This is a genomic window from Bacillus cereus group sp. BfR-BA-01310, assembly GCF_022664325.1.
GTDB lineage: Bacteria > Bacillota > Bacilli > Bacillales > Bacillaceae_G > Bacillus_A > Bacillus_A paramycoides.
Window position 1 is genome coordinate 32,310 of record NZ_JAKUHD010000004.1, and the last position, 14,994, is coordinate 47,303.

Below are 14,994 nucleotides of genomic sequence, written 5' to 3' on the forward strand. Positions count from 1 at the left end.
TTATTTCATAAAACCAGCCACAAGCATTCGCCAAAAATTACTCGATTTTCCTTCATACCCTATTTGAAAAATAGGTGCCTTTATAATTGAAAACCATTTCGGTGTTTGTTTTTCTTTATAACGCTGATACTGTAAAATAAGCTTGTCCAATTCTTGACTAACTTGAATTGTCTCCATACTATTTAATCCACTTGTCAATCCTGATTGAATCATTTCTTCACGTTTCATATGAATATCATGCGAAAGCTTTTCTAATGTGTACTTCCTTTTTACAGTAAACATCCATATCCCCCTTAGTATTCTTCCATGCTCTCAACTTCACTTCTACATTGATCTTTCAACTTCTTAATCACATTCAAATTTGAAAAATCAGAAATTTAAACATTTTCTCCCTGTAATTTACAAATCTTTACCCTCACTTTGAGAATTATTACAAATTATTCTATCTTTGTAAATACATTCGCAATAATAGACATTTTTTTCATCTTTTTTTTTATAAATACCAAGTAAACAGTGGGTTCTCCATTTTCCATATACTTTTCTTCGACATTTTTTGTTTAATTTATATAAAAACGCAAAACATAATGATGATTTATAAAATAGAAAGGAAATATTTATATGCGCAAATATACTATTACATTGCTCGTTTTTACCCTGTTCGTACCCTTTTTCTTATTTCCTATTCAAGCAAACGCCCATACGAATAAAGTTGCTATTGTCATCGATGATTTCGGCAATAATATGAAAGGAACGGATAAAATGTTATCACTTCCTATTCCACTTACTATTGCTGTTATGCCATTTCTGCCTTCCACTAAAGAAGATGCGATAGCAGCCCATAAAAAAGGTCATGAAGTTATTATACATATGCCAATGGAGCCAATTAAAGGAAAGAAAGAATGGCTTGGACCAAAAGCGATTACAACAGATTTAAGTGATGAAGAAATAAACAATCGACTCGAACAAGCAATTCAAGAAGTGCCGCATGCAATTGGAATGAACAATCATATGGGATCAAAAGTAACCGCTGATGAAAGAATTGTACGTCTTATACTTTCTGCCTGTAAAAAACACGGTTTATTTTATTTAGATAGTAAAACAAACCCTAATAGTGTTGTCCCAAAAGTCGGTAAACAATTAGGGGTACCTATTATTGAAAACCAACTATTTTTTGATGATGTATATACGGCAGATCATGTTTCAAGACAAGCCCAATTACTCATAAAAAAAATTCAAGAAAAACCCATTATGGTAGCTATCGGACACGTTGGCCCTCCAGGGGAAATTACATCACGTGTTATCGAAACCTCTATTCCTAAAATTCGCGAGCATGCAGACTTCATCTTTTTATCTGATTTAGCATTATCTCCACCACCCGTTTCGAAATAAAATTCATATACCCTACTAAAAAAGGTACTCATCTACACATAGTAGATGAGTACCTTTTTCAATTTAAATATAATCTACGTGACTCACCCGAAATCCCTTTTTCTCTATTCTTCCAATTAATTGCTTTAATGTTTTCTCATTTAACTCATCTGATATATTTACGATAACACGGCGAATATATTGATCACCGTTATCTAAAGTAAACATTCCACCGATATTGTATGCCTTTAACAATGTCCCAATTTCTTTAATCGTTCCCTTACAATCTTGTGTTGCAATCGTTAATATATACCCACCCGTTCGCATACCGAACGAATCTTCAATAACATCAAATACATTAGAATGTGTTAAAATACCAACAAATTCATTATAATCATTTAAAACCGCTAAAAATGGAAGACGACGAATAACATAAAAAGCTCTGAAAAAAGAATCCTTTTCAAAAATAAACGCATATGAATCTTCCAGCACATCTCCCGTACTTACATGTTCTAATCCGCTATTACACTTCTTTTCTAAAAGGTCTACTTTATAAATAATCCCTGTGAATTTCTTCTCATCTTCTGCTAATACAGGGATTGCTCGAAATCCCGTTTCATTCATAATTTGCAATGCTCGTTCACCGGAATCATTCATTTTGCAAAAGGTAACCTGCTGTTTCGGCAGAAAATGATATTTAACTCGCAAAATATGTTCCTCCTTACATGTCAACATGTAATCTATATATAATAAGGAGACCTATATTTTATGAGTAAAATTATTTTTAAAACGCTTTCATTTATTTGAAATGATAACCATTGTTAATAAATTTTTATATCACAGAACTTTTTGCCCCTTTTATCATTAAAAGCTTTACGTGATAGTTCATTAAATACTCTATACCTTCCAACCATTTTTTTGCTTCTTCTGGAGTTTTCCCCCACACAATCATTCCGTAATTATGAACAAGAACTACCCCTCCGCCTTCAACAAAATTCGGAACATTACTTTCTAATAAATTAGCGAACTTTTTTTCATCTTCTACAATTGGAATTGTCATTTCTGTAATACCTTCTTTTCCAAAAACACGTTCCACGCTGCGTTTCTCGAATGTTACTTCTCCTTCTTTCCCATATAATTCTGACATTAAATGGCTATCTACAGTTTGCACTTGTAAAATACATTCCGCACTGCTTTTTTTATAAATATCCGCGTGCATAAAAGATTCTGAAGCTGGTTTTTCTTCGTTCTCAAATACTGGCTCACACATGCAATTTACAACGATAAAATCCTCTTCCGAAAATAACCCTTTATCTCTTCCTTCTACATTCACTAAAAATGTTAATGGCTCTTTTGACGTACACATCGATAAACTAATTTTTGTGCCATAAAACCAATCGCGAAGTGCCAATTCTGCTTTCACATCTTTTAATTCATTCCATTTCTTCAGAAAAAATAACATTTCGTCACCCCCGGCGTAATATTAATATAATGTTCAAATCCTTTCTATGTAAAAGGAGTATTTTTTGATTATTCTAAAAATTTAATTGAATTATTACATGAGAAAGCCTTTTTGTCAATACGGTTTCACCACTCCTCGTAAAAATAGGCGACTCACATGTAAACACTCCTGTCTATTACCTACTTAATCTTGTACATATAAAAAATACGTTATTCTTCTTATTAAAGAATAACGTATTTTTCTCATTATTAGGTAAATCTAATACTTTAAGATGAGTCATTTTAGCAAGTGGTGTCACATCTTCAATTTGATTTTTCCCAATCCATAATTCATCTAATTGATTCATTTGATCAGTGCCCGATAAATCTTTAACGTTATTACGTGTTAATATTAAATCTTTTAAATGTAATGAGTATAACGGTGTAATATCTTCAATTTGATTACCTGCTAAAGTTAAGTATGTTACATTTTTTAATCACATTAAATTTATATTTCTGGCTATAAAAAATAAAAAGCCCTTTATTCAAAGGGCCTTCTTACCTATCGTATGAAGAATTTCACTTTTTTCTTTTTCATTAATAACACCGATTTTTTGCAAAATATTCGTGTACAATACAAGTTTATTATATATCCGTTCCGACATTCCCGTCCCCTCTTTCCTCCAGCCAACTTTTTTTCTATTGGTAAATTATATGAAGGAAATGAGAAAATGTGTCCACTTTTTGCACGAATACAAATCTTTTCTTCCACTATTCAAAATCATATCAAAATTTATGTTAAGTGATTCCACCTATCCATAAAAGCTGGATTGCTAGCAAACAGTCCATTGAATATTATGCTTTTTAGCTTCTTCTTCAAAACTATATGGCATTTTCTTATCACAAATGACATGTTGAATACGAGAAAATCCCGCTATTCTATAATTCCCTTTTACGCCTACCTTTGTATGATCACATAAAATATATGTTTTCTCAGCTAGTTTAATCATCGCTTCTGACAGTTTCGCTTTTTCTAATTCAAAGCTGGAAACCCCAAAACTTGGTAACAATCCATCAATCGAAACGAACGCTTTATGAAAATGAAATTGATGGATAACTTGCTGGGAAATAGATCCTGACACACGTGAATGCTTTGGAGATACTTTTCCGCCAATAAATAGAACTTCACCATGAAACATCTTTTTATTAATAGAAGAAATTAATTGTGTTGCTACTGGAAATGAACTTGTTACAATTGTTAAGTTTTTGCGATGAACAAGGTATGGAACCATTTGAAGTGGTGTGCTCCCATCATCAATGGCAATGACATCACCATCTTCCACAAATGTCGCTGCTTTATAACCAATTCTTTTCTTCTCTTCTATATGCAGCATCTCTCTTTCTAGCATTGGTGCCTCTACCCCAGCTCCTGGAAGTTGAACAGCTCCTCCATACACTTTCTTCAGCTTTTTTTCACGATCTAATTCTTCTAAATAACGGCGAATTGTTTCTGTTGATACTGCAAACTCTCTCGCTAACTCCGAAACTTTCACTTTCCCTTTAAACTCTACCTTTTCAAGAATGGTTCGCTTTCTTTCTTCTCCTACTACAGACATAGCTTCACCCCATTTATATCTACCTCATGAAATTCTTTGCTTATACCAAGTTATAATTCTCTTTTTCAGTAAAAACCTCTTCATGAATATGAATACCGCGCTTTTCTAGTTCATCAAAAATTATTTGTGGATTTTCGAAAGCTTCTTCGGGCGTTAAAACACCGACTTTATTAACAACACCTTTTGCCATTAACTCTGTAGCAATCCCAAATGGAATACCGACGTTCCTCGTATAGGCTCTTAATTCTTCCCATCCTTTGATTGATCCATCAGATAGCGGGTGTGTATGATATAAAACATGTCGCTGTTTCTCATTATTTTTCATACCTATTACTTCTACATGAAGTGCATAACCATAAATTTTTGTTTCTTGTCCTTCTTTCGATTGTAGTAAATATTTCGAAATACAATCCATAATACCAATTTCTTTACCGTCTATTTCAATCTGATCATTACGTAAAATACCGTAATCATATAAGGCACGTACGAGCTGCATATTTTGCTTTGGCCAAGTTCCTCTTGTTTCAATCAGTTTGACACCTTTATTTTCTAGTGCTTTTGCTAACGTAATCGTTTCAGAATGCGGGATTATATACTGTGTTGTTTTACCGTAAGGCGCTGGCAATTCAATTTCTCTTGGGCGCGCAAACGGAGGCACTTGCTTAAACTCACCGTCTTCATACACTGTACGCGATGGTAAATGCGGATCATATTCATATGTCGTTGTCTCTGTAATTGATGCTGAAAAAGCAATTGGACGATACGAACCGTGACTTACACGAACTGACTCTACACTATCTAGCTGGTTTGCTGCATGCATTGCCATCATTTGCGTTACACCTGGCGTCATACCAAAACCAGGTAAACATGTTTTTTCATTTTGAACAAATATAGAATGGGATTCATTTTCTTCACCAAATCCATTCAAGTTCACACCGTGACACCCAGCTTCCGCAATACAGCGAGTAGACAGTCCATTTAACTTTATCGTCGTGCCATCCATTACAATGTCATAGCCTTTCATTTTTGTGACCGTATCCTCATGATTTGTCACATCGACTTTCACAAAATCAACACGAGGATCATTTAACCACTCTACTACTTTACGACCCTCTTCTTCATTAAAATCGGCTACTGTAATCGTCTCAAATGATGAAAATTGAACTAAATCCAAAATTGCTTCACGACATATTTTACCTGCTCCACCTAAGCAAAATACTTTCAACCTATAACAACTCCTTTAGCAATACTATCAACTAAATGATTAATATCTTCTTCATGTACATCACCGATATTTCCAATGCGGAACGTATCTACTTTCGAAATTTTCCCAGGATAAATAACAAAGCCATCACGCTTTAATTCGTTATATAATCGTTGAAACTCGAATTCCCCTTCTGGATAAATGAAAGATGTAATAATAGGAGATTGATATTTTTCATCTACTAATGGCTTAAAGCCGATTTCTTTCATTCTGTTCACTAATAGTTTTTGATTATTATAATATCGATTGTAACGTGCTCTTACTCCGCCTTCTTCTTCTAATTCAAGCAACGCCTGATAAAAAGCACGTACAATATGAGTTGGTGAAGTAAAACGCCATTTCCCATTTTGTTCTTCCATCGTTTCCCACTGATCATATAAATCCAATGATAAAGAACGGGCTTGCCCTTTACATTTCAATAGTTCATCACGTTTTGCGATGACAAAGCCGAATCCAGGAACACCTTGAATACATTTATTCGCACTACTAATTAGAAAATCAATTTGCAAATCAGCAATATCTATTTCAATACCACCGAAACTACTCATTGCATCAACCAGTGTAACTTTTCCGTATTGCTTCCCTAATTTACATACATCTACAATTGGATTAATAATACCTGTTGTTGTTTCACAATGAACAACTGCAATATGAGTAATCTCTTTATCTTGTTGCAATAACTTTTCTACTTCTATAATATTAGTTGGCTCCCACTCTTCTGTTTGACTGACCACCACATCTATATGTAACATCTCTGCCATTTGCACAATTCGCTTACCGTACGCACCATTTGTACAAACGAGAAGCTTTCCGTTTTTAGGAACGACAGAACCAATTACAGATTCAACTGAAAACGTACCGCTTCCTTGCATTAAAACAGTTGTATATTTCTCTTCTTCCTTTGTTGCCAATGATACAAGTCTATTTCTTACATCTTGCACCATCGTATTATATTCAACATCCCACGTACACCAATCATATAACATAACTTCTTTTACAGTTTTTGTTGTCGTTAATGGTCCTGGCGTTAGTAATAAATAGTGATTTTCATTCATGATCCCGTGCCCCTTTTATGAAATAATAAGTTCTTGTTTCTCGATATGTTCAATTACGTTTTCGAGTTCCTGCATCGTTTCGATCGTAAAGTGTGCCCCGTTTTCAATGAAACGATTACGAACCACTTCCATTTTTTCGCGAAGCTCTACCGGATTCATATTTTCAACTTCCTCTTCCGTTAAACCGAGCTCACTACTGCCAAGAATTACACCAACTGTCCACATTCCAGCATTTCTTCCCTCTTTCATATCTGATACCGTGTCTCCAACTTTCATCATATGATTCATTGGATATACACCAAGTTCCATCGCATTTTTATAGCACATCCACGGGTATGGACGACCTGCTGGAACATCATCTGGCGTAACGAGAAAATCAGGCTTATATCCTTGTAATGCTGCTCCCTTTGCTACAATGTCCATCATTTCTCTCGTATAACCAGTTGTTGAACCAATTTTAATGCCTTTTTCTCGTAATGAAGCAATCACTTCTTTTACTCCATTAATCAGCGACGCATAGCGCGGTAAAATGGCGAAGAGAATTTCTTCAAATTCTTCATACATCTCATGAATGTCTGCTTCTGTTGGCAATTGTCCGAAGACACGATTCCACTCACTCGCAATACGAGGCATCTCTGTTAGTGCCCTTACATGATCTATTTTTAATAATCCCATTGGCTTACGAGCTTCTTCAGCTGTAATTTCAACACCACGTTTATGAAAAATCTCCATAAATACTTCCAGTGGTGCAAAACATCCGTAATCAACTGTCGTACCTGCCCAATCAAAAATAACTGCTTCCATTTTCATTTTATCCATCACCTTTCTTACTTATCTTTTTTGCCATTGCGACGTTCGGTTACGAAGAGCTTTCGTTCCCCATTCATATAAAACTCTCACTACAATATTTGTAACAACAATGAGTACGCTCATCGCAGCCGCTGGTGCCACATTTCCTGCATCATCCATATTTACAATTGATACAGCAGCTAGTTTAAAATCAGCTGCGTACAAGAAAACAACTGCCGATACAGTTACCATTGAATTTACGAAGTAGTACATAACCATTTCTAAAATTGCTGGTAAACACATCGGGACTGTTACTCGAAGGAATGTTTTATAAAACGGAATGCCCATAGACTGCGAAACAAGTTCAAACTCTCGATCTAGTTTCTTTAAAGCGGTCGTTGCCGTAACGAATGTTACAGAGTAAAAATGAATGATATTTACTAATACTAAAACGGCAATTGTGCCATATAAGGAATGAAACGGATTCGTTACTGAAAGTCCAAGGATTTGAATCGTTGGTTGACTAAAGAAAAAGACGTATCCTAACCCAAGCACTAAACCTGGAATCGCCAAAGGTACGATAGAGAAAAAGTAACCTGTTTTCCGGAAAAGTTGTAGCTGATCTATTTTCTCAATTGCATATGCGAATACAAATGTTAAAATCGCCCCAATAACCGCTGTAATTGCTGAAACAATTACGCTATTTTTAAACGCTTCAAGTCCATCTCCTGTTAAACTTGAAAAATTAAAATGCTCAAATGTAAAGCTCATATTATATGGCCATACTTTCACACTTGCAGCAATACCGACTGCAACAAACAAAAGAATAATCATAAGAGTAATTACACTACAATATATGAATGAGATTACATCTCTTTTCTTATTAGCTGTTATTCTGTATGGCATTGCTTTTGAAGATAAGAAATTCGCCTGCTTTCTTTGCGTAATACGATCAACTGCAAAAGCAAAAATAGCTGGGATTAATAAAATCATTCCGACAGTTGCACCCATCGGCATATTTTGCTGTCCAATTACTTGCTTGTATACGTCAGTAGCAAGTACATTATATTGCCCACCAACAATTTTTGGTGCTCCAAAATCAGTGAAACTAAGTGTAAACACAACGAACATTGCACTAATTAATCCGTACTTTACACTAGGTAAAGTAACAGTGAAAAACTGCTTTGTTTTACTCGCTCCTAACATATTAGAAGCTTCATATAAACGATAATCGGAGCCTTGAAAAGCAATTAATAATATAAGAAATGCTTGTGGAAATGTATACATGACTTCAGCCATTACAATTCCTACTGGGCCATATAAAGGGATTTGTATACCTTCAAATAAACCAAACATCCCTTTCGTTACTAACCCTTGATTACCAAATAAATAGGTAAGCGCAATACCATGCATCATCGTTGGCGCGAACAATGGTAATAATGCTACGTATTGAAATACACGCTTTCCAAAAACATTTGTACGAGCAATTGCATATGCATAAGCGAAAGCCAATGCAACTGAAATGATTGTTGTAGCGCCCGAAATCCATACGGTATTTTGTAATGACTGAACTAAAGTTGGTGTTGTGAAATATTTACTGAAATTCGCTAAACCAACGAAAGCTCCATCTTTATCATAAAAAGCTTGTGTAAATAGTTGTAATAGCGGTAATACAAGTATGATAAGAAAGGAAAAAATCATACCAATAATTACGAGCCTTTGGATCCATTCCTCTTTTCCTATACTTCTCTTAATCTTTTTTTTCGTACTTTCTACCTTATAGTTCTCTAACATCTCCATCTATACAATGACCTTCTTTCCATATGACAACATATGATTTTCTGAGAAAGAGATTTGAATGGGCTTTCCTTTTCTAATAGCCTCTGCCTCTACTTCCGATGCCAATATATCCACTACAATTTTCTCATTATAAAGATGTGTTTTCTCTTCTATAACCCGCACTTCCGTCCGGTATACAGATCCACGAAACTCCATACTTTCCACAACTGTCTTAATTCCATCCTTTTGTACAACTGTTACATGTTCAGGACGAATTGCATGTTCTTCGTTATTTTTCGAAAAGAAATTAATAGAACCAATAAAATCTGCCACAAACGGATTGGCTGGTCTTTGATAAATCTCCTCTGGTGTTCCAATCTGCATAATTTCCGCATGATTCATTACAACAATTTTATCAGCCATCGTTAATGCCTCTTCTTGATCATGCGTTACCATAATAGTTGTTACTCCTACTTTTCCTTGCAAATCACGCATTTCTCTACGCAATTTTTCACGTACTTTTGCATCTAAAGCAGATAACGGCTCATCGAGTAACAAAATATCCGGAGACAGAGCGAGCGCACGTGCAAGTGCTACTCGCTGCTGTTGTCCACCAGACATTTGAGCAGGATATTTATCTTTTACATTCAGCAAATCAACAAGTTCTAACGCAGCTAGCGCTTTCTCTTTTACTTCTGCTTTTCCATATTTTTTTGTCTTTAAGCCGTATTCAATATTTTCAAGTGCTGTTAAATTCGGAAATAATGCATATGATTGAAAAACCATTCCGAAGTTCCTCTTTCCAGGCGGCAATGCTGTAATATCTGTTCCATTCACAGCTATACTACCTGTTGTTGCCTCTTCTAGCCCCGCTAAAATTCGAAGCAACGTCGTTTTCCCACAACCACTCGGGCCTAATAAACAAACAAACTCATTTTTTTTCACTGTAAAAGAAATATCTTTTAACGCTGTAAACGCATCAAATTGCTTTTGAATGTGTTGAATTGATAAATATTCGCTCATTTTTCTCTCTCCCACTTACTTACTTTTTAGGTTCTGCTTTTTGGCCAAACTCTTTTTCCCAACGTTCTAAAATTTTGTCACGATTTTCTGCTGCCCATTTGAAGTCATTCTTTTTGTATAACTTTTCTGTTACATCTTTAGGGAATCCATCTGGAAGTTTATAATCATTTTTAATTGTCGCAAATCCGTTTTTCTCGAAGTATAACTTCATTACATCATCTGTAATTGCCCAGTCTAAAAATGCTTGCGCTAACTTATCATTTTTTGCATTATCTTTCTTAATAAGTGCGTTCGCTTCTACTTCCCATCCTAATCCTTCTTTCGGTAAAACAACTTCAACAGGTGCACCTTTTTGTTTCTCTTTCAAAGCACTATAAACCATTGATACGCCAACTGGATATTCACCTGCACCTGCTAATTTCGCTGGTTTTGAACCTGAATGAGTATAAGTTGCCATATTATCATGAAGTTTCTTCATGTAATCCCAGCCCTTATCTTCTCCCATAATTTGTAGCCATGCAGAAACCGTCAAAAATCCTGTTCCAGAAGAAGCTGGATGTGGCATAACAAGCGTTCCTTTATATTCTGGTTTCGTTAAATCTTCATATGATTCTGGCATCGGTAAATTTTTCTTCTTTAACTCTTCTTTATTCACTGCAATTCCCGTCATAAATGCAGTATTACCTACCCATTTTTCTGGTTTCTTATCATCTTTAAATTGCGGAAGAACACGATCCGCTCCTTTAGGAGAGTACTCTTTTAACATATCTTTTTTCTCTAAAGCTAATAGACTAGACGCCGCAGTTCCCCATACAACATCTGCTTGTGTATTTTTTCCTTCAGCTAGCAATTTCGCTGTAATAACTCCTGTTGAATCACGAACAATGTTCAACTTCACATCTGGGTATTTCTTTTTGAAGGAATCAAGATAAATTGGTACAAGCTCTTCTTCAATCGCTGTGTAAACAGTTAATGATCCAGATAATTTATCATCTTTCACTTTTGCTCCAGCACTTTCTTCTTTCTTTGCACCACACCCCATTAGTAACGAAAATACCATTCCAGTTGCTACAGCTTTAAAGATTGTTTTTTTCACTGTTTCTCTCTCCTTTTACAAATCTTATGTACAACTCAAATATATACAACTAGTGTAAAAGCAGTATTAAACCAACATTAATCTTTTATTTGTTGTTTGTTTTTGTGTAATACGTTGCTACTTCTATGTTTTTTCGCATTTTTCTGCCATTAATAAATGCGGAATTTACAAATAATTTAAAAAACCTTTATAATCCCACAAAAAAATGAGGCGTTTGTAAAAAACGCCTCATTTTTGTTTACCTTTTTTTGAATTACGATTAGCATACTTTGCACTATTTTCTCCTTCATACTCTAATGCAAATTCTGCATCTGGTAAGCTTTCTTTCGGAGTTTTATTATTATTAATTGCTGCATTTTGTTTTACTTTTCTTTTTACCAACGCACTCACCTGCTCTCACTAAATAACTTTCTATTCTAGTTTGATACAACTTAAAATAATTATTACTGGGAAGTGTTAACAAGTACATAAGAGCTTATAGATGGAAATACTACATACGAACAAATCATTACAAAAAGGAGCGATTACTTTGAAGGAAAAAGAAACGATCCAATCGCCAATTTTAGACGAAACGCTCCCGCATCAAATGAATTTCCCATCATTTAAAGGAACGGGAAAACAAATGCAACAACCTTTTGTAAATCAATACGACGTTGTTATTGGTGATAGTAAATATAATTCTGAAAACAGCCCTCTTACTAATTGGAGTGATGAGGTTGATCCTGCCATTATGGCTGGGGAAGAATGGATACACCCTACAAATGATATTGGGTGGATTTCAGAAGAAAATCAAGAACTACTAAAAAACGAGGTTGATAACAAAAATGATACTTTTATGCATCCTCAATTTGGAATTAACGACTAAAAAACCATTCTACCTAACATAGGTAGAATGGTTTCATACTATCCAATAATAATTCGCTCTTTCGGATACTTATAGCGAGGTGGTTGCTCTCTTCCACCACTAGCTAAAATAAATGTCAAAATACCAACGCGTCCGATAAACATAAGTACGATTAATACAAGTTTACCAGCAGTTGTTAAATCTGGAGTAATACCTGTTGATAATCCAGTCGTCCCGAAAGCAGAACAAACTTCAACTATTAAGCTCATAAGTGGTACATTTTCCGTAATGGATAAAATAAATAGCGCTGAAGCACATAATAAAATCCCCATCGTCATAACAACTGATGCTTTCAACACATCTTCTTCATGTAGCTGACGTTTGAAAACTCGGACTGTTCTCCCGCCCCTTGCAAATGTATATAACGATAATATACTAACAGCAAATGTCGTTGTACGTATCCCGCCCCCAACTGAACTTGGAGATGCTCCTATGAACATTAATATACTCATAAATAAAAGCGTTGGTTGTGACAATTCACGTATATCCATTGTAGCAAGCCCACCACTTCGCGTCGTCACAGATTGGAATAATGTATAAAATACAGTTTCATGCCATGACTTCCCTACTAAGAAATGATTTCGTTCTAATAGAAAAATCATAATTGTTCCAACAATAACAAGTGCAAAAAATGTTGTTGTCGTCAATTTTGTAAATAACGAAAAGCGAAAGAGTTGCTGTCTCCTCTTACTCAGGAATTGCTTTACTTCCATTAACACTGGGAAACCAATAGCTCCTAAAATAATAAGCAACATATGAATCATCTGAACAATATAATCTTTTTTGTATGGAATCAGTGATTGTCCAGTTAAATCAAATCCTCCGTTCGTTGTTGCACTAACAGCGGCAAAAAAACCGTGAAAATACGCTTCTTGCCAAGTCGGAAAATACATTAGAAATCTTGTACCTAACAGTAACGCTCCAATAAGTTCTATTGAAATAATTACAATTAAAATGGAACGCATCAATTCCACAAGACCTGCCAAATTTCCTTGGTTATGGTCTGCCATAATTAATCTTCTTCTTTGCAAACCAATCTTTTTACCCGTTATAATCCAAACGAATGTACCAAGTGCCATAATTCCTAGTCCGCCTAATTGTAAAATAAGGGCTAAAACAATAATTCCTGCCGTTGTAAACGTATCTGGAATAGTAACAACAGAAAGCCCTGTCACACTTACAGCACTAACAGATGTAAACAGCGCATCTATAAATGTCCATTTCACACCAGGCTTCGTAACAAATGGTAAACTAAGCAAAATTACCGATACAACTACCGCTAGTAAATAAAATAAAACGATAAGCTGCACGGGACGTAATTTTTGTAAAAACTTTTTTATCTTTCTCATTCCATCACTTCGCTACCTTTTTTTCTATCGATTAAATAAAGAAAAATCATCACTTTCTTTATTTGTAAATAACTGCTGAAATAGTTTCGCAAATACCATTCCGTATACAGTTCCATTTCCCCCATACGGCAGTGCGTAATATAAATTATGTATCTTTTTATCTTCTTTTAAAATAGGAAGACCGTCATGACTACCACCAAATGCCGCTGCCCAATAGTATTCTGCCTGTATATTATTAAACTGTGGGAACATTTCTTTTACAATGTTAATAAGGATATCACGCTTATGCAATAATTTCGTATCGCCGATATTTTGAATTTTCAGTGCCTCATCTAATCCGCCTACAATAATGCGATTTTGATACGTTCGAAAATACAAGTATGGACGTGCAGTTTCCCAAATTAATGATTGCTCATGCCAACCTTCAAATTGATCTATCGTATTTGTCACAACTGCATAAGATGTTTCTATTGTTGTGTTTTTTTCTTTCTTGCCAAAAAGTGGTTCATAACCTGTTGCCATAATAATATTCTTTGCTACGATTTTATTTCCTGTTTTCGTGTAACAAATTAAATCATTTTGGATTTGTTTAATATGTAATGCCTCTGCATGTTCATATATAGTAGCGCCCATTTGTTTCGCTTTATGCAAAAGACTATGCGCTAATAAATATGGATTCACTTCTGCATCACCGCTTGTATATAACGCTGCTTGTTTTGCAAATGAATAGCGTTTTTTAATATCAGACTCTGTAAAATATTCAACCGGAAATCCATAATGGCGTAACGTATTATATTCTTCTTGTAAAAATGAAACATCCTCATCTCTACTAGCATAATACAGACTCTTTCGCGGAATAAAATGGGGATCAATATCGAGAGTTGGCACAACCTTCTCCATTGTTTGCAGCGCTTCATAACAAATTCTATATGCTCGTACCCCTTTCTCTTCACCAAATGTATGAATAAGAGAGGTCAACGATTTATCATGAACAAATTGTAATAATCCTGTATTTGCAGCTGTGCTTCCACATGCAATTGCTCTTTTTTCAATGAGCATAACACGCATTCCAATTTTCGCTAACGAATACGCTATTTGAGCACCTGCTTCTCCACTTCCAATTACAAGCACATCACATATCATATCATCTTCTAACGTTGGATAACAAGGTACAGAAACTCCATCACTCCAAAACAACTTACCAGTCATAAGCTTCATAATTATACTCCTACAATGTAATTTTCACCTTCCTATGTTTCGTCATTTTTCATAAAAAAATCCAACTAACATACGCTAGTTGGATTTCTTTTC

15 protein-coding genes and 1 pseudogene are annotated in these 14,994 nt (G+C 35.0%); 2 read left to right on the forward strand and 14 right to left on the reverse strand.

Features of this window, described 5'->3' with window-relative positions:
* Complete coding sequence (locus MR109_RS10655; RefSeq protein ID WP_025150978.1) at positions 1-282, reverse strand: aspartyl-phosphate phosphatase Spo0E family protein; 282 nt, start codon at positions 280-282, stop codon at positions 1-3.
* A gap of 336 nt (positions 283-618) precedes the next feature.
* On the opposite strand from MR109_RS10655, the gene MR109_RS10660 reads away from it, so the two are divergent.
* Positions 619-1,389, forward strand: a complete 771-nt coding sequence (locus MR109_RS10660) for a divergent polysaccharide deacetylase family protein (protein WP_002170977.1) — start codon at positions 619-621, stop codon at positions 1,387-1,389.
* A 63-nt stretch (positions 1,390-1,452) separates the two neighbouring features.
* Here the strand turns inward: MR109_RS10660 and cbpA are convergent, their stop codons facing one another.
* From cbpA to MR109_RS10715, 11 genes and pseudogenes are all read right to left on the reverse strand, one after another.
* A complete protein-coding gene (gene cbpA / locus MR109_RS10665) occupies positions 1,453-2,076 on the reverse strand; it encodes a cyclic di-AMP binding protein CbpA (protein WP_025150980.1) in 624 nt (207 codons plus the stop codon).
* 124 nt (positions 2,077-2,200) lie between these two features.
* Positions 2,201-2,830 (reverse strand): class II aldolase/adducin family protein, encoded by a 630-nt coding sequence (locus tag MR109_RS10670; RefSeq protein WP_002170975.1) that lies wholly within the window; start codon positions 2,828-2,830, stop codon positions 2,201-2,203.
* 241 nt (positions 2,831-3,071) lie between these two features.
* Positions 3,072-3,305, reverse strand: a pseudogene (locus MR109_RS10675) (leucine-rich repeat domain-containing protein); the annotation flags it as partial.
* A gap of 336 nt (positions 3,306-3,641) precedes the next feature.
* Positions 3,642-4,424, reverse strand: a complete 783-nt coding sequence (locus MR109_RS10680) for a DeoR/GlpR family DNA-binding transcription regulator (RefSeq protein WP_071720163.1) — start codon at positions 4,422-4,424, stop codon at positions 3,642-3,644.
* Between the two features lie 40 nt (positions 4,425-4,464).
* A complete protein-coding gene (locus MR109_RS10685) occupies positions 4,465-5,649 on the reverse strand; it encodes a saccharopine dehydrogenase family protein (protein WP_098789047.1) in 1,185 nt (394 codons plus the stop codon).
* Complete coding sequence (gene phnW / locus MR109_RS10690) at positions 5,646-6,743, reverse strand: 2-aminoethylphosphonate--pyruvate transaminase (RefSeq protein ID WP_242272054.1); 1,098 nt, start codon at positions 6,741-6,743, stop codon at positions 5,646-5,648. The genes MR109_RS10685 and phnW overlap by 4 nt, the downstream gene beginning before the upstream one ends.
* 15 nt (positions 6,744-6,758) lie before the next feature.
* Positions 6,759-7,553, reverse strand: a complete 795-nt coding sequence (gene phnX, locus MR109_RS10695) for a phosphonoacetaldehyde hydrolase (RefSeq protein ID WP_242272056.1) — start codon at positions 7,551-7,553, stop codon at positions 6,759-6,761.
* 21 nt (positions 7,554-7,574) lie between these two features.
* Positions 7,575-9,332: a putative 2-aminoethylphosphonate ABC transporter permease subunit gene (locus tag MR109_RS10700; RefSeq protein WP_242272058.1), complete on the reverse strand. Its 1,758-nt coding sequence runs from the start codon at positions 9,330-9,332 to the stop codon at positions 7,575-7,577.
* Positions 9,333-10,334 carry a putative 2-aminoethylphosphonate ABC transporter ATP-binding protein gene (locus tag MR109_RS10705; RefSeq protein ID WP_242272060.1) on the reverse strand — a complete coding sequence of 334 codons (1,002 nt, stop codon included), beginning with the start codon at positions 10,332-10,334 and terminating at the stop codon, positions 9,333-9,335.
* A 19-nt stretch (positions 10,335-10,353) separates the two neighbouring features.
* Complete coding sequence (locus MR109_RS10710; RefSeq protein ID WP_025150987.1) at positions 10,354-11,430, reverse strand: putative 2-aminoethylphosphonate ABC transporter substrate-binding protein; 1,077 nt, start codon at positions 11,428-11,430, stop codon at positions 10,354-10,356.
* 228 nt (positions 11,431-11,658) lie between these two features.
* Positions 11,659-11,811, reverse strand: a complete 153-nt coding sequence (locus MR109_RS10715) for a hypothetical protein (protein WP_000240799.1) — start codon at positions 11,809-11,811, stop codon at positions 11,659-11,661.
* A 100-nt stretch (positions 11,812-11,911) separates the two neighbouring features.
* Here MR109_RS10715 and MR109_RS10720 point away from each other — a divergent pair, with 100 nt between their 5' ends.
* Positions 11,912-12,295: a DUF3905 domain-containing protein gene (locus MR109_RS10720; protein WP_142322795.1), complete on the forward strand. Its 384-nt coding sequence runs from the start codon at positions 11,912-11,914 to the stop codon at positions 12,293-12,295.
* A gap of 38 nt (positions 12,296-12,333) precedes the next feature.
* Here MR109_RS10720 and MR109_RS10725 read toward each other — a convergent pair whose 3' ends face one another.
* Both MR109_RS10725 and MR109_RS10730 read right to left on the reverse strand, forming a co-directional pair.
* On the reverse strand, positions 12,334-13,683 hold the full coding sequence (locus tag MR109_RS10725; protein WP_002170964.1) for a TrkH family potassium uptake protein: 1,350 nt from the start codon (positions 13,681-13,683) through the stop codon (positions 12,334-12,336).
* Between the two features lie 24 nt (positions 13,684-13,707).
* Positions 13,708-14,901 carry an NAD(P)/FAD-dependent oxidoreductase gene (locus MR109_RS10730; RefSeq protein ID WP_242272061.1) on the reverse strand — a complete coding sequence of 398 codons (1,194 nt, stop codon included), beginning with the start codon at positions 14,899-14,901 and terminating at the stop codon, positions 13,708-13,710.
* Positions 14,902-14,994 lie beyond the last annotated feature (93 nt).

Excerpts from the sequence above, each read along its gene's own strand:
- MR109_RS10655 (WP_025150978.1), bottom strand. The coding sequence starts at position 282 with ATGTTTACTGTAAAAAGGAAGTACACATTAGAAAAGCTTTCGCATGAT.
- MR109_RS10660 (WP_002170977.1), top strand. The coding sequence starts at position 619 with ATGCGCAAATATACTATTACATTGCTCGTTTTTACCCTGTTCGTACCC.
- MR109_RS10670 (WP_002170975.1), bottom strand. The coding sequence starts at position 2,830 with ATGTTATTTTTTCTGAAGAAATGGAATGAATTAAAAGATGTGAAAGCA.
- MR109_RS10680 (WP_071720163.1), bottom strand. The coding sequence starts at position 4,424 with ATGTCTGTAGTAGGAGAAGAAAGAAAGCGAACCATTCTTGAAAAGGTA.
- phnW (WP_242272054.1), bottom strand. The coding sequence starts at position 6,743 with ATGAATGAAAATCACTATTTATTACTAACGCCAGGACCATTAACGACA.
- phnX (WP_242272056.1), bottom strand. The coding sequence starts at position 7,553 with ATGAAAATGGAAGCAGTTATTTTTGATTGGGCAGGTACGACAGTTGAT.
- MR109_RS10700 (WP_242272058.1), bottom strand. The coding sequence starts at position 9,332 with ATGGAGATGTTAGAGAACTATAAGGTAGAAAGTACGAAAAAAAAGATT.
- MR109_RS10705 (WP_242272060.1), bottom strand. The coding sequence starts at position 10,334 with ATGAGCGAATATTTATCAATTCAACACATTCAAAAGCAATTTGATGCG.
- MR109_RS10720 (WP_142322795.1), top strand. The coding sequence starts at position 11,912 with ATGGAAATACTACATACGAACAAATCATTACAAAAAGGAGCGATTACT.
- MR109_RS10725 (WP_002170964.1), bottom strand. The coding sequence starts at position 13,683 with ATGAGAAAGATAAAAAAGTTTTTACAAAAATTACGTCCCGTGCAGCTT.
- MR109_RS10730 (WP_242272061.1), bottom strand. The coding sequence starts at position 14,901 with ATGAAGCTTATGACTGGTAAGTTGTTTTGGAGTGATGGAGTTTCTGTA.